This is a genomic window from Glutamicibacter uratoxydans (assembly GCF_006539925.1).
Lineage (GTDB): Bacteria > Actinomycetota > Actinomycetes > Actinomycetales > Micrococcaceae > Glutamicibacter > Glutamicibacter uratoxydans.
The window spans coordinates 341,469-362,529 of sequence record NZ_BJNY01000001.1; the positions used below are offsets into that span (position 1 = coordinate 341,469).

Consider the following 21,061-nt stretch of genomic DNA (forward strand, 5'->3'; position numbering starts at 1 on the left):
GGCTATCGCCGCTCTATTTTTTATCTACTAGTGAGGCTAGGATTCAGCTATGAAGAGCCAACAACGACTCGTTGCGGCAGCGGCTGTCGCCATCGCCATTTTCGCAATATCGGGCTGCACTGAAGCTGATCCTCCGGCGGCCAGCCCGACGCCCTCGCAGGAATCGGCCCCGCCCACTGCCGAGGAAACGCTGGCGGAAACTCCAGCAGAGACCGAAGCTCCGGATGCGAACTCGAAGCAGGTTTATGCAATGCAGGCCAAGGAGATTCTGGCGACCTACCCCAAAGCGCAGATTATCGGGAGCATCAAGCAGAACGGGCCAATGAGCCACCAGATCAAGGAGCAGCCAGAGACAACGACCCGGCTGGGCATTGCCATTACCTGTACCGGCAGCGCCACATGGGATCTGACGCTGGAGAAATCCGGAATATCCGGTAGCAGCAAGTGCAACGAAAGACACTCGGGGGCAACGGTGTTTGATGTGGCCGCGGGAAACTCCGTAGAAACTGCGACGCTTCAGATTGAACCAGGCGAAACGGCCTGGCTGACAGTCTTCGACGCTGAGCCGGCGAAGTAGCCTGCCTCGGCTGACTACCCGCGGCTGAGCACCGCCACCAGAAACTCTTCGCTGGGAGCATTCATCTGCCAGGTTGAATACTCGTTGTCGATGGCCAGCCCGACGCTGCGGGCATCGAGGCGGAACTGCTCAAAGTCGTAGTCCCGTTCGGCGCCGAACCCCACCACCAGCCTGCCCTGCGGTGCCAGCACATCGCGCAGGCGGGCCAGCGATGGAACGCGCTCGGACAGCGACAAGAAGGTGAGAACGTTTCCGGCGCTGATGACTAGGTCGAATTCCTTCTGCTCCGTTGAATCGGCAGAAGGAAGTTCAAAATCGGCAAGGCTTCCCACAACCCATTGCGCCTCGGGATAGTCATCTCGGGCCACATCGATCAGATGAGCATCGATATCGACGCCGACCACTGCATGCCCCTGCCGGGCCAGCCAGCCGCCGATCCGCCCCGAGCCGCATCCTGCATCCAGGATGCGGCTGCGCCGCTCAACCATGGCATCGGCCATTCTGGCTTCGCCGTAGATGTCCACGCCGTCTGCTTGAAGGGCGTGCCAGCGCTGGGCAAATTTTTGCGAATGCTGCGGATTCTCGCGGACGGCGGCCAGCCATTTGTTTTCTGTAGGTCCGTTCATGGCCTACAGTGTCTCATGCCTCTGGCGCCGGCTTCTTCACCAGGCTAGATGCGCACCAGCATTTTGCCGACATTCTTGCCCTGCATCATCTGGATGAATGCTTCGACGGTGTGCTCGATGCCCTCGACGATGGTCTCGTCATAGGCAATCTTGCCTTCGGCAAACCACTGGCCCATTTGGGACGAGAATTCGCCGGCGTGCTCCAGATAGTTGGCCAGGGTGAAGCCCTGGAGCTTCAGGCCACGGGTGATCATATTCGCCAGGTTCCCTGGCCCCTGGCTCGGCTGCGTGGAGTTGTAGCTTGAGATGGCCCCGCACAGTGCGCCTCGTCCTCCGTCGTTGAAGGCGTCCAGGGCCGCTTCCAGGTGCTCCCCGCCCACATTGTCGAAGTACACGTCGATCCCTTCGGGGGCCAGTGCGTGAAGCTGGCCGGAAATATCTCCGTTCTTGTAGTTGAAGGCTGCGTCGTATCCGTACTTGTCCTTAAGCAGCTGCACCTTGGCATCGCTGCCTGCGGAGCCGATCACGCGCTTAGCGCCGAGCAGCTTCGCAATTTGTCCTGCCGCAGTGCCCACAGCACCGGCGGCGCCGGAGATGAACACAGTATCCCCCGCCTTCATCTGGGCGACCACCTTCAGGCCGACCCAGGCGGTCAGCCCCGTCATGCCCATCATGTGAAGCCGCAGTGAGTTGGGAACGCCGGGGATCTTCGGCACCAGGCTGAAGGCGGCGGCGTCCGCCTGCACCACGTCTGACCAGCCGTGCTGGTGCAGGACCAGCGTTCCGACCGGCAGTTCGGGGGCGCGTGATTCAATTACTTCGCCAACGGCGCCGCCGCTGATCTGTCCTCCGATCTGGTACGGCGCCACATAGGATCGGGTGTCGTTCATCCGTCCGCGCATATAGGGGTCGACGGAGATGAACTCGTTGCGTACGCGGACCTGGCCGTCGGCGAGTTCGGCCAGCGGAACGGTGCGCACTTCGAAGTTTTCACCGGTCGGCCATCCGGTGGGCCGGGAGGCGAGTAGGATCTGGGTGCTGTTTAGGTGGGTCAAGGCGGTCCTTTAGTTCAGGAGGATCAATTCGAGGTTTGGGTCATCACAGGAACAGTCTCATAGCGCCTGAGCCAGCAGGAGCGCGATCAGCCCTAACAGCGGCGCGGCCCCCTGCTTGACGGCCGCGGAAGCCTTGTCGGGGCTTGAAATAATCAGCACCGCGGCCGCTGCGGCCATTGAACCCAGGGACGTATACAGCAGCGTTGCGGCGATCAGCGGCTGGCTGGCAATAAAGAATGCCAGCCCCACCAGGGCGCCGATCGCCAAGAACAGGTTATAGAAGCCCTGGTTGAATGCGAGCGCACTGGTGCTTTTGGCTTCCTGTTCGCTGGTGCCAAAGACCTTGCGGGTTTGCGGCCGTTCCCACCACAGGGACTCCATGAGGAAGATGTACACGTGGATGAGTGCTGCGATCAGGCTGAGAATTTGAGCTGCAACAAGCATGGCCACCGCTTTCGGTCAGTGGGATCGTTCCCACGGCATGTATCTGTAATGACCATTCCAATATATACTGAAATAGTCGTTACAGAAAGAAGTGGAGTTGTGATGCCAAGAACATTGGCCTTCGATCGAGCGGAAGTCATTCGCCAGGCCCGCGCGGTGTTCTGGTCGCGCGGCTATGAATCAGCGTCGGTTCCCGAGCTGGAAGCCGCCACGGGACTGAGCCGGTCGAGCATCTACAATTCCTTCGGCTCCAAACGCGGGTTGTTCGACGCCGCCGTGGACAGCTACCTTGAGGAGCTCATCCGCCCCAGGCTTCGCCCGCTGCTCGGTCCCGAGGTTGCCCCTGCAGCCCTCGATGACTACCTGGAATCAATCATCCGCGCCTTCAAACAGCCCCAATCGCTTCCAGCCGCCCATGGATGCCTGCTGATCAACAGCGCAGCCGCGCCAATTGCCCACGATGAGCAGGTCACGCAGGCGATCTCCGCCTACCGGGCCGAACTGCATTCAGCGTTCTCCCGCGGATTGCAGGCAGCCAGCCCGGAACTTCCCGCCGGACTGCAGCAGCTCATTGCAGACTCGGTCACCGGGCTGGTCATCGCGGCTTTCACCATGGTGCGCATCAGCCAGGCCGAGGCGGTTTCGCTCATTCACGCCGCGCAGAAGCTTGCACGCATGGAGCATCAATAGCCTGGGCGCCCGGCGCTTTGAAGGCATAAAAATGGCTGGCGGCACCCGCAGGTGCCGCCAGCCGTCATGGAGTTTGGAGATTAGTGCGTATCTTCAGCAGCAATCTCGGTGCGGTCGCCGCTCCATAGGGTATGGAACGTGCCTTCCTTGTCGGTGCGGCGGTAGGTGTGCGCACCGAAGAAATCGCGCAGGCCCTGAGTCAGAGCTGCAGGCAGGCGGTCGCGGCGCAGGCCGTCATAGTAGGCCAGCGAGGAGGAGAACACCGGCGCCGGGATGCCCAGCTGCACGGCGATAGCCACCACGCGGCGCCATGCCGGAAGCGCCTTGGCGATCGCTTCGGAGAAGGCAGGGGTGAACAGCAGGTTCGCTGGCTGGGCGTCGCCCTTGTAGGCGGCCATGATGTCCTTGAGCAGCGCTGCGCGGATGATGCAGCCTTCGCGCCACAGGCCGGCGATCTCATCCAGCTTCAGCTCCCAGCCGTATTCCCCGGCGGCGGAAGTCAGCATGTCAAGTCCCTGCGCGTAGGAAACCAGCTTCGAGGCGAACAATGCCTGGCGCACGTCCTCGACGAAGTTCTCCGGCAGGGTGACCTCGGTGGTTTCGCCGGCGAGCACCTGCTGGCCCACGGCGCGGATCTCGCGCTGCGAGGACAGGGAGCGGGCGAAGACCGACTCGGCGATGGCGGAGACCGGCGAGCCCATGTCCAGGCCGGACTGCACGGTCCAGCGGCCGGTGCCCTTCTGGCCTGCGGAGTCCTGGATGACATCCACCAGCGGCTTGCCGGTGGCGGCGTCTACGTGGCCCAGCACCTCGGCGGTGATTTCGATCAGGAAGCTGGAGAGCTCGCCTTCGTTCCACTGCGAGAAGATTTCCGCCTGGGCAGCAGGCTCAAGGCCGGCGGCGCTGCGCAGCAGGTCGTAGGCTTCGCCGATCACCTGCATGTCGGCGTATTCGATGCCGTTGTGGACCATCTTCACGAAGTGGCCGGCGCCGTCGGTGGAGATCCAGGCGCAGCATGGGGTGCCGTCATCGGCCTTGGCAGAGATCTTCTCCAGCAGCGGACCCAGGGCCTTGTAGGATTCGGCGGAGCCGCCGGGCATGATCGATGGGCCCAGCAGGGCGCCTTCCTCGCCGCCGGAAACGCCGACGCCGACGAAGTGCAGGCCCTTTTCCGCCAGAGCTGCTTCGCGGCGGCGGGTGTCGGTGTAGTGCGAGTTGCCGCCGTCGATGATGATGTCGCCCTCATCCAGCAGCGGAACCAGCTGGTCGATGACCGAATCCACCGGTCCGCCGGCCTTGACCATGATCATGACGCGGCGCGGGGACTCGAGGTTGGCGACGAGCTCTTCCAGGGTTTCGGTGCGGATAAAGTCGCCTTCGTCGCCGTGGGCCGCAAGCAGCGCGTCGGTCTTGGCGACCGAACGGTTGTGCAGGGCTACGGTGTAACCGTTGCGGGCGAAGTTCCGTGCGAGGTTCGCGCCCATCACGGCCAGACCTGTGACACCAATCTGTGCAGGCATAAAAATAAGTCTCCATCAATTACGGGGAGTTGAGGCGCAATAGAGACCGGGGTAGTCACGGTCCCTGATCACGACAACGTGACCATTCCATCCTACTAGGATTCGCCGGGCGATTCCCAGACCCGAGGCCCAAATAAATCAGATTTTAATCTGTTGTTTAAGCATCAAGTTTCTCCGGTTCTGGCACACTGTGACTAAACTAGCCGTATGGCAACTAGTCTGCACGCTCATGTGGTTGAGCATCTCGGCTCTCGCATCGTCAGTGGACAAATCCCCCGTGGCTCCATCATTCTGGCCGCCGACCTAGAGCAAAAACTTCAAGTTTCCCGTTCGGTCATCCGCGAGGCGGTGCGCGTTTTGGCCCAGTGCGGCCTCGTGAACAGCACCAAGCGCGTCGGCATCCGAGTCCTCAGCGCCGAGCACTGGAACCCCTATGACGACCACGTCATCCGCTGGCGCCTGGCCAGCGACCACCGCGGCGCCCAGCTGCGCTCGCTGACAGAATTGCGCATTGCGGTGGAGCCGATGGCAGCCGAGCTGGCCGCCGAGGTCGCCCCTGAGGCCCTGCGCAAGGAACTCATGCTCCTTTCGGCCCAGATGAACCACTATGGCCGCATGGGCGATTTGCGTCGTTTCCTTGAATTGGACATCCGCTTCCACGCCGCGGTCCTCGCGGCCTCCGGCAATGAAATGTTCGCAAACCTCGCCACACCCATCGGAGCGATCCTACGTGGCCGCACCGATCTGGGCCTGATGCCCGAACGCCCCCACGAGGAGGCGCTGCTCTGGCACCAGTCCGTGGCCGACGCGATCTCCAACGCGGATCCAGCCGCGGCCCGGCGCAACATGGAAAGCATCATGCGCCGCACTCACAATGAAATCTCGGGACTCTGGGAAGACGAGCAGCGGCTCTTCGTCGACGCATCCAAGCCCAAGTAGGCCGCGCACCCATAGACAGAAGGCGGCCAACTCGCCGCTTAACGACACCGATCCCGTCGAATGCTGGAAAATCCAGCGTTCGACGGGATCGCGGCATTCCGCCAGCCGCCTAGGCGAGCATCGTCGCCACCGCGTAGAGCACCATCACGAAGATGAAGCCGACCACCGACACCAGCGCCTGGCCGACGGTCCATACGCGCAGCGTGGTGGAAACATCCATCTGGAAGAACCGCGAAACCAGCCAGAAGCCCGAGTCGTTCACGTGTCCGGCAAAGACCGAACCCGCCGCCAGGGCCAGCACCATGGTGGCCACCTGGAACGCGCTCAGCGAGGCGTCGGCCAGCACCGCAGGCTGCACAATGGCGGCCGCCGTAGTCAATGCCACGGTCGCGGATCCCTGGGCCAGGCGCACGATCGCCGCGATGAGGAAGCCGGCGATGATCAGCGGCATTCCCACGGACTCCAAGGACGTGGCGATCGCCTTGCCAATGCCGCTGGCGCGCAGTACACCGCCGAACATGCCTCCGGCGCCGGTAATCAGAATAATCGAGCACACTGGGCCCAGTGCGGAATCCACCACTGTTTCGATCAGCGTCTTGGACTTGCCCTTGCGGAAGCCCAGCAGGATCATGGCCAAGAAGACGGTGATCAACAAGGCCACAGGGGTTTCGCCGAGCAGGCGGAGCCACTGCACCCAGTCGGCCTTCGGATCCACCACGCCGGCCGAGCCGAGCATATTCAGGCCGGTGTTCATGAAGATCAGTAGCAGCGGAAGCAACAGCAGGCTGAACACGGTTCCGACAGACGGCGAGGACTTGAATGGATCTTTCTGCCCATCGGAACTCACTCCGAGCGCGGCATCAAGAATGTTGGGAACTGCAACGTCGAACTTCTTGCCGATGAACTTGCCGAAAAGGTGGCCGGAGAAGAACCAGGTGGGAATCGCTACCAGCAGGCCCAGCAGCAGCACCAGCCCGACGTTGGCGTTGAGCAGGCCCGACGCGGCCACGGGTCCCGGGTGCGGAGGAACGAAGACGTGCATCACCGAGAATGCAGTTGCCGCAGGAATTGCGTAGTACAGCAGCGATCCACCCAGTCGGCGGGCAACAGTGAAGATAATCGGCAGCATCACTACCAGGCCGGCGTCGAAGAAGATCGGGAAGCCGAAGAGCAGCGAGGCTACTGACAGCGCGAGCGGTGCGCGGTGTTCCCCGAACTTTTCAATCAGCCAGTTCGTCAGCACGTCCGCGCCGCCGCTGGTCTCCAGCATGCGCCCGAGCATCGCGCCCAGGCCCACCAGCAGTGCCACGCTTGCCAGCGTGCTGCCAAAGCCGGAAGTCATTGTCGTAATCACCGAGCCGGCGGGAATGCCAGCTGCAATCGCAGTCAGCAGGCTGGTGCCCACCAGCGCCAGGAATGCATGGACCCGGAAGCGGATAATCAGCATCAGGAGCAGGGCAATTGCCGCCGCCGCGAGGCCCAGGAGCGCTGGCGTACTCAGCGTCCATTTCAGTACAAGCTCAGTTGTCATTGTCGTCCTTGATCAATTCGAGCGTCGTGTGACGGAAGTTTTAGTTGCTTTTTGGCAGCAGTGCATCCATGAGCGATTGAACAATCTGCTCGGGAGTCTGGGAAATATCGGCGGTGAGCACATGTTCATCGCTGCCCGGCTCTTCAAGCGTCGCCAGCTGGCTGGTCAGCAGAGACGGCGGCATGAACTCGTGGCTGCGCGCCGCCATGCGTTCGCCGATCAGCGATTTTCCACCGGCCAGGTGCACGAAGAGCGCAGCTGGCTCATGCGCGCGAATCAAGTCGCGATAGGAACGCTTGAGGGCTGAACAGGCTAGAACAATGGGGCGGCCCTGGCGGGCAGAATCGGCCAAGGTGCGGCCAATCTTCTCCAACCACGGGGCGCGGTCTTCATCATTGAGCGCGTGGCCCGAAGCCATCTTGTCCCTATTGGACTGTGGATGTAGGGAATCGCCGTCTACAAACTCGCGATGAAGTCCCTTCGCCAGCAAGTCCCCGATTGTTGACTTGCCGCTGCCCGATACGCCCATAACTACAATGGGCGGAATCTGTTCAGTCATGTGTCACTCCGTTGTGCATGAACACTGTTATCTGATTTTAGATAACCCGTCGTTCATAAAATCATATTTATTAGGTTAAGGACTGCTTTTCATGGTGTCAAGGCCAGCTGGCAACCTCGAACATCCTGCTAAATCCCGCCCATGTCAACGGCATTTCAGCACGTAAAAACTCATGAGGATCACCGATCTACAATCGCTTTCTGACAGGTAGCTGGCAACCTGTCGAGAGCCCATGATTCAGCGCTTGCCGTGGGGGTATTCTTCCCAAAGTAGTGGCCTCCCAGGCCACTCATGACTCTTAGACAGAAGGGAAGACCATGGGTTTCTTCGGATTCATCATTCTTGGACTCATCGCCGGCGCCATCGCCAAATTGATCCTTCCTGGGCGCCAAGGCGGCGGCTGGTTTGCCACGCTGATCCTCGGCGTCATTGGCGCAGTGGTCGGCGGCTGGGTGGGCACCGCAATTTTCCATACCAAAATCAGTGAATTTTGGTCGCTATCCTCTTGGCTCCTGGCAATTCTCGGTTCGTTGATCGTCCTGTTCATCTGGGGCTTGATCACCAAGAAGAAAGCCTAGCCACCCACAAGCTACAAGGACTCGGCCTGAAGCCGCACTCGTTGCCGGTTTCAGGCCGAGTCCTTGTCAGCAATAGAACCAGCGCCATTTTCCCCACCCCATCGTCAAGCACAGTCTTCAACCAGCGTCGTGGCGTAAGCTTCAACTTACTGGGGCACCTTTCCCCGATGGACCGAAGGAACTACATGACCTCCTCGACTCTGCCTGGCAGCAAGCGGGCGCGCCATCCACTGAAGAAGTTCGATGCCCAGGGCACCGAGCGGACCCGGTGGCGCGGGCTCATCCACGCATGGTCAACACCCCTGATCATTGTCATGGGGATTCTGTTGATCGTCTTGGCCGAAGGCCGCCTGGCAGAATGGACGACAGCGGTCTTCGCACTGAGTTCCATCACCCTCTTCGGGACTTCCGCGTTGTACCACCGCGGCCATTGGACCGAGAAAGTCATGGGGCTGTTCCGCCGTGCCGACCACGCAAACATCTTCTTGCTGATCGCTGGAACATATACACCTGTTGCCGCCCTGACCTTGGCTCCGAAGCAGGCAATGATCGTTCTTGGCATCATCTGGACCGGAGCGCTCGCCGGAATCGCCGTCAAGGCATTATGGCCCTGGGCTCCTCGCTGGATCGGAGTCTCTCTGTACATCCTGCTCGGCTGGGGCGCAGTAATGTATCTTCCAGCCTTTTGGGCTGCCAACCCGGCGGTCATGATACTCATTGTGGCCGGCGGCCTGGCATACACCGTTGGGGCCGTCTTCTATGCGACAAAACGGCCCAACCCCCTGCCGAAAATTTTTGGTTTTCACGAGCTGTTCCATGCATGCACCATCGTTGCCTTCCTATGCCACTGGACTGCAGTGCTGCTGGTGGCCATCCGATAACCGGAAAAATACATAGAAGGTGCGGACCAGAATTTCAAAAATCTAGTCCGCACCTTCTTCTGTCTGCCGCCCACGGCTACGTGCGGATCAGCGGGACAGTTCCTTCACGAGGTTGTCGATGAACTGTTCGCACGCAACGATCTGATCCAGTTCGATGAATTCATCAGGAGCATGGGCCTGCGCAATGTCGCCAGGACCGCAGACGACAGTGGGAATTCCGGCCGAGGAGAACAAGCCCGCCTCCGTGCCGTAGGTGACTTTCTCATCCGTGGCAATCGCACCACACGCAGAAGCGAACTGAACGAAAGGCTCCTCCGCATCCGTTTCAAGTCCCGGTGCGCCCGACTGCTGTTCAAAGAGAACATAAGCGGCAGCATTTGCGGCTTTCATCTGCGCTTCAAGTTCCAGTGCATGAAGACGAATCCGCTCAGTCAGCGCCTTCCGGTCAACCACTGCCAATGAGCGATACTCGAAAAACACCACGCACTCGGAAGGAATCGTATTCACAGCAATGCCGCCGTCAATTCGGTTGACGTTCATCGTGGTCGTCGGTTCGATAAACGCTGGATCCGACGGTCCCTGAGTTCGCAGCTCCTCGGATACCTTCTCGACGAACGATGCGAATCGCAGCGCATAGGAAATCGCATTCAGCCCTTCACGTGGCAGCGACGAATGCGCAGCCACGCCATGGAAGGACACCTTGAACACGTTCATGGACTTATGTCCGCGAATTGCCCGCATGCTGCTTGGCTCTCCGACGAAGCAGCCCCGGGGAGCCAACCCCTCAGCGACAATGCGTTCCACTAGCGATACAGCTCCCACGCAGCCGATTTCTTCATCGTAGGACAAGGCCAAGTGGATGGGCTCCTTCAATGGAGCCTTGAGCATTTCCGGCAGTTTCGCCAGGACCACTCCAAGGTAGCCCTTCATGTCGCAGGTGCCTCGGCCATATAGTTTTCCGTCGCGAACCTGTGCAGAGAATGGTTCGCTGCTCCAGCTCTGGCCGTCAACCGGCACGACGTCAGTATGACCAGAGAGGACTACTCCCCCGGTCCTCGTTCCGTCAGAGGCCGGGATCGTCGCCAAAAGGTTCGCCTTGGTTCCCTCAGGATTCGGAATTAGAACCGATTCCACACCATGCTCATCGAGCAATTCCACAACCTTGTTGATAAGAATCAGGTTTGAATCGCGGCTGGTGGTGTCAAGGGCGACGAGTTCTCCAATGAGCTTCATGGTTGATGCCGTGGGCTGGGCCATTATTTCTCCTAAGATCCATGGATAGGTCTTAGCTATCAATGCTGTCACACTAAGTGTGTTCCGCATGACAATGTTGCACCATGTCAGTCAATGCTTCTTCAAATCATGAGCAGAGGAGGCGGAGTGCAGGGAAACAAAGATCGAGAACACCCCCGAAGCCAGCCTCGGTGATGTTCTCGATGCGACTGAAGATCTGGCATCGCATCCCCCTGGACCCCAGATCATAAGCGCTACAACTCGGCTTCCCCAAAAGCCGCAGATCTGCACCGCCTTCACCAATTCCAGTTTATACCGCAGTCAGCGATAAATGGAGAATTCTACTCCGGTTCGCATTCAGCACTCCTGGCCTACGACGGCGAACTTGCAACGACGCCGATTTAGCATCGAAGCGTCGGCAAAAGAAAAGATCCGCACTTAACTTCAAGTGCGGATCTTAGTTTGGTGGGCCCTACCGGGATCGAACCGATGACATTCACGGTGTAAACGTGACGCTCTACCAGCTGAGCTAAAGGCCCTAACCTTGCCGGTTTGGAGAAGTTCTCCTTGCCAACAGAGAATAACTTTACTTGAGCTTTGCGTTGAGTACAAATCCAAAGTCAGTGACTTACATCTCGTGGATATCCCAAGTCAGTCAGAAGTTATGGGATGGGGCAACGGTTTGGGAATCAGCTTTTGGAACTACCAGTTTCCGCACAATGATCAGCATGGACGCAGTCACCGGTATGGAGAGCAGTGCGCCAAGCAGGCCCATCAACGCCGCGCCCGCCATGGCGGCGATGATCACCAGGATCCCTGGCACATTGACTGCCTTCCCCATAACCCGCGGAGTTACTTGATAAGCCTCAAGCTGAATGTAGATGAAATACGACAGCGCAAACACTACTGCTTGGCTTGGGCCCATCAGCAATCCAGCGAACGTCCCAATGAAGAGGAACAGGACCGATCCAATCATCGGGATCAGCGAGATAAAGAACGCTGCAATAGCCAAGAGAATTGTGATTTTTGACCCCAGAAGCAAGAACAGGACAAAAACAACGCCGGCATTGATAGCCGACAAGGTGACAGAGCCGGCAACCGAGCGACCTACTGTATAGATGATGTCTTCCAGCGTCGACGTGAAGACCGGGCGCCGATAGGCAGGAATCAAACGGACCAGCGCGCTTTTGATTGAATCCAATGTCGACACAAAGTACAAAGTCAGTACAACAATGAGGAAACCTGCCGAGATGCCGTTGACGACGCCGAAACCCACATGGAGGATGCCGCCGGAAATCGCCATAAGGTTTTCCGCTGTTACGTAATTCTCAATAGACTTGAGAGCTTGATCGGTAACGCTGATCCCGAATTGCTGCGAAATCCATGAATACCATTCGGTTTGTTGCACTGCGTAGAGTGCTGCGGGCACCCCGGCGATCAGGTCGTTGAATTGTCGCACCAGCGCAGGAATGACCGCTGCCAGAAGGCCGGCAACGACAAGCACAAAGAGGACAACGACCACTAACACGCTCACAAGGTGCGAAAGGCCGCGTTTCTTGAGCTGGTTAATGACTGGCATCATTCCGAGCGCAAGAAACAATGAAGGCGTAATCGACATCAGCACCGAGGACAGCGAGAGAAACACCATCGCCAAAGCAATGGCCACAAGCCCACCACCGACGACGAGAAATCCAGTTGCAAAGGGCTTGTTCAATCGCATACCGACAACCGAAGTAGTTCTTGCCACCTCAGGGACCGCCGACCGATCTGGAAGGGAATTCAACCGATGCCTGCTCATAGGAGAACCCTACAGCCGGCTTCACTCGATTGGGAGGTACAGACTAGCACCTAGTACCAGTCGCAAAAAGAAGCCAGGAGCAAGACCGGATCGCGGAATAAAAAAATCGCTCCGACCGTGAAACACGGTTGAAGCGACTTTTCTTTGGTGGGCCCTACCGGGATCGAACCGATGACATTCACGGTGTAAACGTGACGCTCTACCAGCTGAGCTAAAGGCCCTAACCACATTGGCTTTTGAAGGCCAACGAGGAAATACATTACAGAGTTTTCGCGGTTGATGCAAATCGCAACAATTCCGACCCTATTCCGCTTGCAGACTTGCCTCGACCGCACGAACGTAGCCATCAAATTCGCGCGGTTTAGTCATGGAGCTGCTGAACACTTCGCGCACGATGCCATCGACTATATACAGCGTTAAGCGCGTGGCAACTCCCCGCTGCGCGTCAAAGGCTTGAGCCAGCTGGGCAGCTTCACCATGCGGCCAAAAGTCTGCGAGCAGATCAAACTCGATGCCAAGGTGTTCAGCATAGTTGCGCAAAGTGAACTTGTGGTCAACGGAAATCGCCGCCAAACGAACTTGTCGATCCACAAAGTATTGGTAGTTCTGCTGCAGTTCGGCGAGCTCAGAACCACATACGCGCGAAAAAGCCCATGGATAAAAGACAACCAGCACCCGACCCCTAGAAAGGTCGGAGCTGGTTATCGATTCGCCGTATTGATTTTCCAGCGAGAATTCGAACAGGGGTGAACCTGCTTGAATCATTAGTTCTTCTTACGAGGTGCCAGGCGAATGGCGGACCAGTCCCGGGAGACACCTTCTGTGGTTGTTACATGCAATCCAGCGCTTGGCGCTTCCTGCTGGATCAGCGCTGGCGAAACATGCCCGTCGCGCCCCTGCTTAGGGGTCAACAGCCATACAATGCCACCCTCGTCCAGGCAGTTCAGAGAATCCATAAGGGCGTCGACAAGATCACCGTCGCCATTGCGCCACCAGAAAACGACTGCGTCGACTACGTCGTGGTCCTCTTCGGTGAGCAGCTCTGAACCAATCAGGTCCTCGATCGAGTCACGAAGGTCGTAGTCTACGTCATCGTCGTAACCCAGTTCCTGAATAAGGTCTTCATTCTTGAAACCCAGTTTCTTGGCGGGCTCCAGATTTGCCGATACGGCGTCGCTCACTTCATTCCTCCTGATGGTGCAAAGCGTTAGTATCAACGAAACACGGTTTCGTCGCTCCATTCAAGCGCTAAGGCAATAACACGCCGAATAAAAAATAACCGCTGCCACGTGAGCCACAACCCAGTGACAGGAGTAACTAGATAATAGCTCCTGCACAATGTTGTGCAAGTCACTCAATAAAACAGGTTTAATGCTATTTTGCCCAAAAATCTCGTCATTTCCGGGTGGATTTATTCATTAGAGTAGGCAGTGAACCGAGCAGAACACGTCACACCGTGGACTGCGCACCCGATGTCCCATCCCGCTGCAAGGCAGGTAACTGCTTGCGCCGCAGCGGAGCCGCAATTTCAATCAAGGAGCTTCCGTGGCTGTAGAGGAACACATCTCCCAGATCCGTAGTGGGTTGACTTACCAGCTATCCGATCGGGATCCCGAGGAAACCCAGGAATGGTTGGACTCGTTTGACTCCCTCGTAGAGACCCAGGGCACCGAGCGTGCCCAGTTCATCATCCGTTCGCTGCTGCAGCGCGCGGGCGCCAAGTCTGTTGGCGTCCCGATGGTGACCACCACCGACTACGTCAACACCATCCCCGTCGACCAGGAACCAGAGTTCCCAGGCGACGAAGTCATCGAACGCCGCTACCGCGCCTTCATGCGCTGGAATGCCGCAATCATGGTGCACCGCGCCCAGGAGCCATCCATCGGCGTCGGCGGCCACATCTCCACCTACGCAGGTGCAGCAACTCTGTACGAAGTGGGCTTCAACCACTTCTTCCGCGGCAAGAACCACCCAGGTGGCGGCGACCAGGTCTTCTTCCAGGGCCACGCCTCCCCAGGTATGTATGCACGCGCCTTCCTGGAAGGCCGCCTGTCCGAAGAGGACATGAACGGCTTCCGCCAGGAGAAGTCGAAGGAAGGCCACGCATTGCCTTCCTACCCGCACCCACGCTCCATGCCGGACTTCTGGGAATTCCCAACCGTGTCCATGGGCATCGGCCCGGCCAACGCGATCTACCAGGCACAGCTGAACCGCTACCTGCACAACCGCGGCATCAAGGACACCTCGGACCAGCACGTCTGGGCCTTCCTTGGCGACGGCGAAATGGATGAGCCGGAGTCGCGCGGCTTCCTGCAGCTGGCAGCCAACGAAAAGCTGGACAACCTGACCTTTGTCATCAACTGCAACCTGCAGCGCCTTGACGGCCCGGTGCGTGGCAACGGCAAGATCATGCAGGAGCTGGAAGCATTCTTCCGCGGCGCCGGATGGAACGTCATCAAGGTCGTCTGGGGCCGCGAGTGGGATGCACTGCTCGAAGCCGACAAGACCAACGCCCTGGTCGACGTCATGAACCAGACCCCGGATGGCGACTACCAGACCTACAAGGCCGAGTCCGGTGCGTTCGTGCGCGAGCACTTCTTCGGCCAGCGTCCGGAGACCAAGGAACTGGTTGCCGACCTGACCGACGACCAGATCTGGAACCTGAAGCGCGGCGGCCACGACTACCACAAGGTCTACGCAGCCTACAAGGCAGCCACCGAGTTCAAGGGCAAGCCGACCGTCATCCTGACCAAGACCGTCAAGGGCTACGGCCTGGGCTCGCACTTCGAGGCTCGCAACGCGACCCACCAGATGAAGAAGATGACCCTGGAAGACCTGAAGGGCTTCCGCGATCACCTGCGCATCCCGATCACCGACGAGCAGCTTGAGGCAAACCCATACCTGCCTCCGTACTACCGCCCAGCCGAAGATTCGGCCGAGTACAAGTACATGATGGAACGCCGCGCAGCCTTGGGCGGCGCCGTTCCTAGCCGCCGCCGCGACTCCGATGTCGCCATCACCCTGCCGGGCGAAAAGTCCTACGCCATCGCCAAGCGCGGCTCGGGCAAGCAGCAGGCAGCCACCACCATGGCCTTCGTTCGCCTGCTCAAGGACCTGATGCGCGACAAGGAATTCGGACACCGCATCGTGCCGATCGTTCCTGATGAGTCCCGCACCTTCGGCATGGACGCGTTCTTCCCGACCGCCAAGATCTACAACCCTGGCGGCCAGAACTACCTGTCTGTGGACCGCGACCTGGTCCTGGCCTACAAGGAATCCCCTCAGGGCCAGCTGATCCACCCGGGCATCAACGAGGCAGGCGCCGTCGCTGCGTTCACCGCAGCAGGCACCTCCTACGCCACGCACAACGAACCGCTGATTCCGATCTACGTGTTCTACTCGATGTTCGGCTTCCAGCGCACCGGCGACCAGTTCTGGGCTGCCGGCGACCAGATGGCCCGTGGCTTCATCATCGGCGCTACCGCCGGCCGTACCACCCTGACCGGTGAAGGCCTGCAGCACGCTGACGGCCACTCCCCGATCCTGACCTCGACCAACCCTGCAGTGATCACCTACGATCCAGCCTACGGTTACGAGATCGGCCACATCGTCCGCTCCGGCCTGGAGCGCATGTACGGCGGCAAGCACGAAGATCCAAACGTCATGTACTACATCACCGTGTACAACGAGCCGATCTCGCAGCCTGCAGAGCCGGAGAACGTGGACATCGAAGGCATCGAAAAGGGCATCTACCTGCTCAAGGAAGCCACCACCGACGGCCCGCGCGCTCAGCTGCTGGCTTCCGGCGTGGCAGTGCCATGGGCTCTGGACGCGCAGAAGATCCTCGCCGAAGAGTGGGGCGTCTCCGCCGACGTCTGGTCCGTGACCTCGTGGAACGAGCTGGCCCGCGACGGCCAGAACGCCGACGACGAGGTGCTGGTGAACCCATCGGCCGCCCGCCGCACCCCATTCGTCACCGCGAAGCTGGGTTCGGCCACCGGTCCGTTCATCGCCACCACCGACTACATGCGTGCGGTCCCTGAGCAGATCCGTCCATACGTTCCGGGTGAATTCCATACCCTGGGCGCCGACGGCTTCGGCTTCTCGGACACCCGTTCGGCGGCCCGCCGCTTCTTCAAGATCGATGCGCACTCGCTGGTCGTCCAGACCCTGCAGTCGCTGGTCGAGCGTGGAGAAATCGCTGCTGACACCGCCATCAAGGCGCATGCCAAGTACGACCTGAACAACCCGAACGCCGGCACCTCCGGCAACGCAGGCGGCGACGCCTAAACCGGTGGAGTTCACCTCGCACTAGCGCAGCTGCCCTGCCTGATTTACTTCAGGTAGGGCAGTTGCCTTTTAATCCGGCATCCAGCACAGCGCCCTCTCCGGCTAGGCGGAATTATCCGGCGGCCGCGCGCGGCGGGCTAAGAACTGGCTAAGCTGGAAGTCATGGTGCCAGAACCCGAAGCAGCAAACGCCAAGAAGCCACGCCTGACCCGCAGCGCCCCGAGCGAAGAAACCGTCAAGCGGCTCAAGAGCCACCTGGGCGTGCTCTCCACCACCGCGCTGAAATACCTGGACCAGCAGCTGCCCTGGTACCGCTCTCTGGAGCCCAATGAGCGCGCCGCCCTGGGCCTGGTTGCCCAGAAGGGCATCTCCACCTTCGTCACCTGGTACGAAGACCCCTCTTCCACCCCGTCCTGGGTGGTCACCGACATGTTCGGCGCCGCTCCCACCGAGCTGACCCGCTCCATCTCCCTGCAAAAGGCGCTGGGGCTGCTGCGCACCATCGTGGAAGTCGTCGAATCACAGGTCCCGGACATCGCCCCGGAAGCTGAACAGGCCGCCCTGCGCGAAGCGGTGCTGCGCTACTCCCGCGAGGTGGCCTTCGCCGCCGCCGACGTCTACGCCCGCGCCGCCGAAACCCGCGGCGCTTGGGACTCCCGGCTCGAAGCACATGTGGTCGATGCGGTGCTGCACGGCGAAGGGCACGATTCGCTGTCCTCCCGGCTGGCTGCCATCGGCTGGAAGTCCCAGAGCAACATCCGCATCCTGGTGGGCACCACTCCCCCGTCGAATTCCGCCAGCTTCATCTCCGCGCTGCGCCGGCTGGCCACCCGCTACTCACGGGACTCGTTGGTTTCCGTGCTGGGCGAACGCTCGGTGCTGATGCTCTCGGACACCAAGTTCGAGGAGGCGGACCTGGGGCGCCTCACCCGCTTCTTCGGCCCCGGCCCGCTGGTCTACTCGCCGCTGGCCCCCACCGTCAAGGACATGCATCTGGCGGCTCAGGCGGCCATCGCCGGCTTCGCCGCGGCCCGCGCCTGGCCGCAGGCTCCGAATCCGGTGGGCGCCGACGACCTCTGGCCCGAACGCGCCTTCAACGGCGATCCTCTGGCCCGCCAGGACCTCCTGGCCGAGATCTTCCAGCCGCTGCAGCAGGCGTCCAACGGGCTGCTGGAAACTCTGACCAGCTACCTGGCGCTGGGCCACTCGCTGGAAGGCACCGCCCGAGAACTGTTCGTGCACGCCAATACGGTGCGCTACCGGCTCAAGCGGGTTTCGGAAGTCACCGGATGGGATCCTCTGGTGGCTCGGGACGCATTCGTACTGCAAAGCGCGTTGGTGATCGGACGATTAGCCGAGTCCAACAGCTAGCGGTTTTTAGTGGTTCCACACAGTTCCAGATCAAGGCTACCGGCCGGTTACATGGGTTTTTAGCTCCCGCATACGCTAGGCTTTTGTAGGAAACCTACAAACCCTAGCCATGAGCTTGGTGCCTGAGCGCGCGCCATGAAACGGCAATTTTTGGAAAGCTGGAAGAGTGTTAGCAATCGTATGCCCAGGACAGGGCTCCCAGACCCCAGGTTTTCTTGCTGAATGGCTCAATGTCGACGGTGTGCGCGAGCACCTGGCGGCCCTGAGCGAGATCACCGGACGCGACCTGATCGAACACGGCACCACCAGCGATGAAGAAACCATCAAGGACACCGCCGTCGCCCAGCCGCTAATCGTCGCCGCTGGCCTGATCACCGCCAAGGCGCTGTTCGGCGCGCAGCTCCCGGACAACGCCGTTTTCGCCGGCCACTCCGTCGGCGAAATCACCGCCTCGGCATTGGCCGGCGCACTGAGCGAAGACGATGCAATGAACTTCGTCCGCGTGCGCGCCAACGCCATGGCCGACGCCGCGGCGGCCGCCCCCACCGGCATGTCCGCCGTTCTGGGCGGCGACCCGCAGGAGGTCTTCGACCGCCTGGCCGAACTGGGCCTGACCCCGGCCAACGCCAACGGCGGCGGACAAACCGTTGCCGCCGGCACCCTGGAGCAGCTGGCGGCGCTGGGCGAGAACCCGCCGGCCAAGGCCCGCGTCATCCCGCTGAAGGTCGCCGGCGCATTCCACACCGAACACATGGCCCCGGCCGTGGGCGTGCTGCAGGAACTGGCAGACACCCTATCCCCGGCTGATCCTGCCCACACCCTGCTCTCCAACTTCGATGGACAGGTTGTCGCCGGCGGCGCCGCGAACCTTGCTTCGCTGGTTGCCCAGGTTTCGCGCCCAGTCCGCTGGGACCTGTGCATGGAGACCCTGGCGGCGCAGGGCGTCACCGGCATCCTGGAGCTGGCTCCTGCCGGCACGCTGGTGGGCCTGGCCCGCCGCGGGCTGAAGGGCACCAAGACCCTGGCCCTGAAGAGCCCTGCAGACCTTGACGCGGCCCGCGAATTCATCGCCGAGCACAGCGCCAACTAAATTTTTCCCGCTTGACGCGTCACCACGCCAACGGTGAGGGCCACCTAGCCTAAGCTTTAAGCGGTGAAACTTTGCCTGCAGCTCCACGGGGCGCGCGGATAGAGTTTCGATCAGGCGGATCGTGCTCCACACACGTGGCACGCAGATCCAGAAAATGACCGGAGTCCTCCGGCACCACAAGAAAAGGAGCCATCCATGGCTAGCAACGAAGAAATCCTGGCAGGCCTCGCCGAAATCGTTAACTCCGAGACCGGCCTGGACGAAGCAGACGTGCAGCTGGACAAGTCCTTCACCGAGGACCTGGACATCGATTCGATCTCGATGATGACCATCGTCGTCGAGGCTGAAGAGAAGTTCGACGTGAAGATTCCGGACGAGGAAGTCAAGAACCTGAAGACCGTTGGCGACGCTGTCAGCTTCATCGCCGGCGCACAGGCCTAGTTTGGCATCGCCTGCGGCATTTCTCCGCAGGCATCCGTTGTGCGGGCAAGCCGCGCACATCGGCCGGTACGTTAAGCCGGCCCCATAATTTTTAGCAAGTGTTTCAATCACCCAGTAGAGAGTTTGATGATGGCGCGCAAAGTAGTGATCACCGGTCTCGGAGCCACCACCCCGATCGGCGGAGACGTCCCCACCCTGTGGGAAAACGCCCTCAAAGGCGTTTCAGGCGCCGCACCATTGGAAGACGACTGGGTCAAAGAGTACGACCTGCCGGTGACCTTCGCCGCCCGCGCTTCAGTGCAGCCTGCCGAGGTGCTCTCCCGTCCGGAAACCAAACGCATGGATCCGTCGACACAGTTCGCCGTTGTCGCCGCCCGCGAGGCTTGGGCGGATTCGGGTCTGAACAAGGACGAGATCGACCGCAACAAGCTCTCGGTAGCCTTCGCTACCGGCATCGGCGGCGTCTGGACCCTGCTCAACGCCTGGGACACCTTGAAGGAAAAGGGCCCGCGCCGCGTGCTGCCGATGACGGTGCCGATGCTGATGCCAAACGGCCCAGCTGCTGCCGTTTCGCTGGACCTGGGCGCCGCTGGCGGCGCGCACACCCCCGTGTCCGCCTGCGCTTCGGGCACCGAGGCCATGCATGTCGGCATGGAGCTGATCCGTGCAGGCAAGGCAGATGTGGTCGTGGTCGGCGGCGCCGAGGCTGCTATCCACCCGATGCCGCTGGCCGCGTTCGCGTCGATGCATGCGCTGTCCAAGCGCAATGACGACCCAGCCCGCGCCTCGCGTCCATACGATGTGGACCGCGACGGCTTCGTCATGGGTGAAGGCGCTGGCGCGCTGGTGCTTGAGTCCGAGGAACATGCACAGGCCCGCGGAGCACGCATCTACGCCGAACTGGCAGGCACCTCTGTGACCTCCGACGCCTACCACATCACCGCTCCAGACCCTGAGGGCCTGGGTGCCACTCGCGCGCTCAAGGCAGCGATGTTCGACGGCCGCATTCAGCCAGAGGACGTCGTCCACGTCAACGCCCATGCCACCTCCACCCCGGTCGGAGACAAGCCGGAGTACACCGCGCTGAAGGCTGCCCTGGGCGACCAGCTGGACAACGTGTGGGTATCTGCCACCAAGTCGCAGATGGGCCACCTTCTGGGCGCTTCCGGTGCCGTCGAGTCGGTGTTGACCACCCTGGCCATCTACAACCGCAAGGCACCGGTCACCATCAACCTGGACAACCAGGATCCGGAGATTCCGCTGAAGGTCGTCACCGGCAAGCCAGCCGAATTGCCGGCTGAAGGCACCATTGTTGCTCTGAACAACTCCTTCGGCTTCGGCGGCCACAACGCCGTCGTTGCTATCCGCAGCATCTAAATCGGTTCTGGGGGCACCGCCCACTAAATGCCGCGGGCCGGATCTACATGGTAGATCCGGC

At 60.5% G+C, this 21,061-nt stretch carries 20 protein-coding genes and 2 tRNA genes; 10 read left to right on the plus strand and 12 right to left on the minus strand.

Going from position 1 to position 21,061, the window contains the following annotated elements:
* The first annotated feature begins 49 nt into the window (after window positions 1-49).
* A complete protein-coding gene (locus AUR04nite_RS01760; RefSeq protein WP_141361313.1) occupies window positions 50-577 on the plus strand; it encodes a hypothetical protein in 528 nt (175 codons plus the stop codon).
* Window positions 578-591: 14 nt separating this feature from the next.
* On the opposite strand, the gene AUR04nite_RS01765 is transcribed toward AUR04nite_RS01760, so the two are convergent.
* The 3 genes from AUR04nite_RS01765 to AUR04nite_RS01775 are packed head-to-tail and all read right to left on the minus strand — an operon-like array spanning window position 592 to window position 2,702.
* Window positions 592-1,203, minus strand: a complete 612-nt coding sequence (locus AUR04nite_RS01765) for a class I SAM-dependent methyltransferase (protein ID WP_141361314.1) — start codon at window positions 1,201-1,203, stop codon at window positions 592-594.
* 44 nt (window positions 1,204-1,247) lie between these two features.
* Window positions 1,248-2,258 (minus strand): NADP-dependent oxidoreductase, encoded by a 1,011-nt coding sequence (locus AUR04nite_RS01770; RefSeq protein WP_141361316.1) that lies wholly within the window; start codon window positions 2,256-2,258, stop codon window positions 1,248-1,250.
* A gap of 57 nt (window positions 2,259-2,315) precedes the next feature.
* Entirely contained in the window at window positions 2,316-2,702 is a 387-nt protein-coding gene (locus AUR04nite_RS01775; protein ID WP_141361318.1) for a DUF1304 domain-containing protein, read from the minus strand.
* A 102-nt stretch (window positions 2,703-2,804) separates the two neighbouring features.
* On the opposite strand from AUR04nite_RS01775, the gene AUR04nite_RS01780 reads away from it, so the two are divergent.
* The gene (locus tag AUR04nite_RS01780) at window positions 2,805-3,392 is read left to right on the plus strand and encodes a TetR/AcrR family transcriptional regulator (protein WP_141361320.1); all 588 of its coding nucleotides are present in this window, start codon (window positions 2,805-2,807) and stop codon (window positions 3,390-3,392) included.
* 80 nt (window positions 3,393-3,472) lie between these two features.
* On the opposite strand, the gene gndA is transcribed toward AUR04nite_RS01780, so the two are convergent.
* The gene (gene gndA, locus AUR04nite_RS01785; protein ID WP_141361322.1) at window positions 3,473-4,912 is read right to left on the minus strand and encodes an NADP-dependent phosphogluconate dehydrogenase; all 1,440 of its coding nucleotides are present in this window, start codon (window positions 4,910-4,912) and stop codon (window positions 3,473-3,475) included.
* A gap of 207 nt (window positions 4,913-5,119) precedes the next feature.
* Between gndA and AUR04nite_RS01790 the strand changes: the two genes are divergently transcribed.
* The gene (locus AUR04nite_RS01790; protein ID WP_141361324.1) at window positions 5,120-5,851 is read left to right on the plus strand and encodes a FadR/GntR family transcriptional regulator; all 732 of its coding nucleotides are present in this window, start codon (window positions 5,120-5,122) and stop codon (window positions 5,849-5,851) included.
* A 109-nt stretch (window positions 5,852-5,960) separates the two neighbouring features.
* Here the strand turns inward: AUR04nite_RS01790 and AUR04nite_RS01795 are convergent, their stop codons facing one another.
* Together AUR04nite_RS01795 and AUR04nite_RS01800 are read right to left on the minus strand one after the other, a co-directional pair.
* Entirely contained in the window at window positions 5,961-7,382 is a 1,422-nt protein-coding gene (locus AUR04nite_RS01795) for a GntP family permease (protein ID WP_141361326.1), read from the minus strand.
* Window positions 7,383-7,422: 40 nt separating this feature from the next.
* Window positions 7,423-7,941, minus strand: a complete 519-nt coding sequence (locus AUR04nite_RS01800) for a gluconokinase (protein WP_141361328.1) — start codon at window positions 7,939-7,941, stop codon at window positions 7,423-7,425.
* A 317-nt stretch (window positions 7,942-8,258) separates the two neighbouring features.
* On the opposite strand from AUR04nite_RS01800, the gene AUR04nite_RS01805 reads away from it, so the two are divergent.
* Both AUR04nite_RS01805 and trhA read left to right on the plus strand, forming a co-directional pair.
* Window positions 8,259-8,519 (plus strand): GlsB/YeaQ/YmgE family stress response membrane protein, encoded by a 261-nt coding sequence (locus AUR04nite_RS01805; RefSeq protein WP_141361330.1) that lies wholly within the window; start codon window positions 8,259-8,261, stop codon window positions 8,517-8,519.
* A 185-nt stretch (window positions 8,520-8,704) separates the two neighbouring features.
* Entirely contained in the window at window positions 8,705-9,400 is a 696-nt protein-coding gene (gene trhA / locus AUR04nite_RS01810) for a PAQR family membrane homeostasis protein TrhA (protein ID WP_141361332.1), read from the plus strand.
* Between the two features lie 87 nt (window positions 9,401-9,487).
* Here the strand turns inward: trhA and argE are convergent, their stop codons facing one another.
* From argE to AUR04nite_RS01840, 6 genes are all read right to left on the minus strand, one after another.
* Window positions 9,488-10,657: an acetylornithine deacetylase gene (gene argE / locus AUR04nite_RS01815; protein ID WP_246055265.1), complete on the minus strand. Its 1,170-nt coding sequence runs from the start codon at window positions 10,655-10,657 to the stop codon at window positions 9,488-9,490.
* A 439-nt stretch (window positions 10,658-11,096) separates the two neighbouring features.
* Window positions 11,097-11,172 (minus strand) — tRNA-Val (locus AUR04nite_RS01820).
* A 116-nt stretch (window positions 11,173-11,288) separates the two neighbouring features.
* Window positions 11,289-12,353 carry an AI-2E family transporter gene (locus AUR04nite_RS01825; RefSeq protein WP_170184038.1) on the minus strand — a complete coding sequence of 355 codons (1,065 nt, stop codon included), beginning with the start codon at window positions 12,351-12,353 and terminating at the stop codon, window positions 11,289-11,291.
* A gap of 223 nt (window positions 12,354-12,576) precedes the next feature.
* Window positions 12,577-12,652, minus strand: a tRNA-Val gene (locus tag AUR04nite_RS01830).
* A gap of 82 nt (window positions 12,653-12,734) precedes the next feature.
* The gene (locus AUR04nite_RS01835) at window positions 12,735-13,196 is read right to left on the minus strand and encodes a redoxin domain-containing protein (RefSeq protein WP_141361334.1); all 462 of its coding nucleotides are present in this window, start codon (window positions 13,194-13,196) and stop codon (window positions 12,735-12,737) included.
* Complete coding sequence (locus tag AUR04nite_RS01840; RefSeq protein WP_141361335.1) at window positions 13,196-13,612, minus strand: DUF3052 domain-containing protein; 417 nt, start codon at window positions 13,610-13,612, stop codon at window positions 13,196-13,198. Before AUR04nite_RS01840 ends, AUR04nite_RS01835 begins: the two co-directional genes overlap by 1 nt.
* A gap of 364 nt (window positions 13,613-13,976) precedes the next feature.
* On the opposite strand from AUR04nite_RS01840, the gene aceE reads away from it, so the two are divergent.
* The 5 genes from aceE to fabF all read left to right on the plus strand — a co-directional run bounded on the left by aceE (window position 13,977) and on the right by fabF (window position 21,000).
* Entirely contained in the window at window positions 13,977-16,721 is a 2,745-nt protein-coding gene (gene aceE / locus AUR04nite_RS01845) for a pyruvate dehydrogenase (acetyl-transferring), homodimeric type (protein ID WP_141361336.1), read from the plus strand.
* A 162-nt stretch (window positions 16,722-16,883) separates the two neighbouring features.
* Window positions 16,884-18,092: a PucR family transcriptional regulator gene (locus AUR04nite_RS01850; RefSeq protein ID WP_141361338.1), complete on the plus strand. Its 1,209-nt coding sequence runs from the start codon at window positions 16,884-16,886 to the stop codon at window positions 18,090-18,092.
* A 166-nt stretch (window positions 18,093-18,258) separates the two neighbouring features.
* Window positions 18,259-19,182 carry an ACP S-malonyltransferase gene (locus AUR04nite_RS01855; RefSeq protein WP_141361340.1) on the plus strand — a complete coding sequence of 308 codons (924 nt, stop codon included), beginning with the start codon at window positions 18,259-18,261 and terminating at the stop codon, window positions 19,180-19,182.
* Window positions 19,183-19,377: 195 nt separating this feature from the next.
* A complete protein-coding gene (locus AUR04nite_RS01860; RefSeq protein ID WP_131088094.1) occupies window positions 19,378-19,623 on the plus strand; it encodes an acyl carrier protein in 246 nt (81 codons plus the stop codon).
* Between the two features lie 129 nt (window positions 19,624-19,752).
* The gene (gene fabF / locus AUR04nite_RS01865; RefSeq protein WP_141361342.1) at window positions 19,753-21,000 is read left to right on the plus strand and encodes a beta-ketoacyl-ACP synthase II; all 1,248 of its coding nucleotides are present in this window, start codon (window positions 19,753-19,755) and stop codon (window positions 20,998-21,000) included.
* The last annotated feature ends 61 nt before the right edge of the window (window positions 21,001-21,061 follow it).

Bases quoted from the DNA above. Each gene is read 5' to 3' on its own strand.
- AUR04nite_RS01760 (WP_141361313.1), top strand. From the start codon at position 50: ATGAAGAGCCAACAACGACTCGTTGCGGCAGCGGCTGTCGCCATCGCC.
- AUR04nite_RS01765 (WP_141361314.1), bottom strand. From the start codon at position 1,203: ATGAACGGACCTACAGAAAACAAATGGCTGGCCGCCGTCCGCGAGAAT.
- AUR04nite_RS01775 (WP_141361318.1), bottom strand. From the start codon at position 2,702: ATGCTTGTTGCAGCTCAAATTCTCAGCCTGATCGCAGCACTCATCCAC.
- AUR04nite_RS01780 (WP_141361320.1), top strand. From the start codon at position 2,805: ATGCCAAGAACATTGGCCTTCGATCGAGCGGAAGTCATTCGCCAGGCC.
- gndA (WP_141361322.1), bottom strand. From the start codon at position 4,912: ATGCCTGCACAGATTGGTGTCACAGGTCTGGCCGTGATGGGCGCGAAC.
- AUR04nite_RS01790 (WP_141361324.1), top strand. From the start codon at position 5,120: ATGGCAACTAGTCTGCACGCTCATGTGGTTGAGCATCTCGGCTCTCGC.
- AUR04nite_RS01795 (WP_141361326.1), bottom strand. From the start codon at position 7,382: ATGACAACTGAGCTTGTACTGAAATGGACGCTGAGTACGCCAGCGCTC.
- AUR04nite_RS01800 (WP_141361328.1), bottom strand. From the start codon at position 7,941: ATGACTGAACAGATTCCGCCCATTGTAGTTATGGGCGTATCGGGCAGC.
- AUR04nite_RS01805 (WP_141361330.1), top strand. From the start codon at position 8,259: ATGGGTTTCTTCGGATTCATCATTCTTGGACTCATCGCCGGCGCCATC.
- trhA (WP_141361332.1), top strand. From the start codon at position 8,705: ATGACCTCCTCGACTCTGCCTGGCAGCAAGCGGGCGCGCCATCCACTG.
- argE (WP_246055265.1), bottom strand. From the start codon at position 10,657: ATGGCCCAGCCCACGGCATCAACCATGAAGCTCATTGGAGAACTCGTC.
- AUR04nite_RS01825 (WP_170184038.1), bottom strand. From the start codon at position 12,353: ATGCGATTGAACAAGCCCTTTGCAACTGGATTTCTCGTCGTCGGTGGT.
- AUR04nite_RS01835 (WP_141361334.1), bottom strand. From the start codon at position 13,196: ATGATTCAAGCAGGTTCACCCCTGTTCGAATTCTCGCTGGAAAATCAA.
- AUR04nite_RS01850 (WP_141361338.1), top strand. From the start codon at position 16,884: ATGGTGCCAGAACCCGAAGCAGCAAACGCCAAGAAGCCACGCCTGACC.
- AUR04nite_RS01860 (WP_131088094.1), top strand. From the start codon at position 19,378: ATGGCTAGCAACGAAGAAATCCTGGCAGGCCTCGCCGAAATCGTTAAC.
- fabF (WP_141361342.1), top strand. From the start codon at position 19,753: ATGGCGCGCAAAGTAGTGATCACCGGTCTCGGAGCCACCACCCCGATC.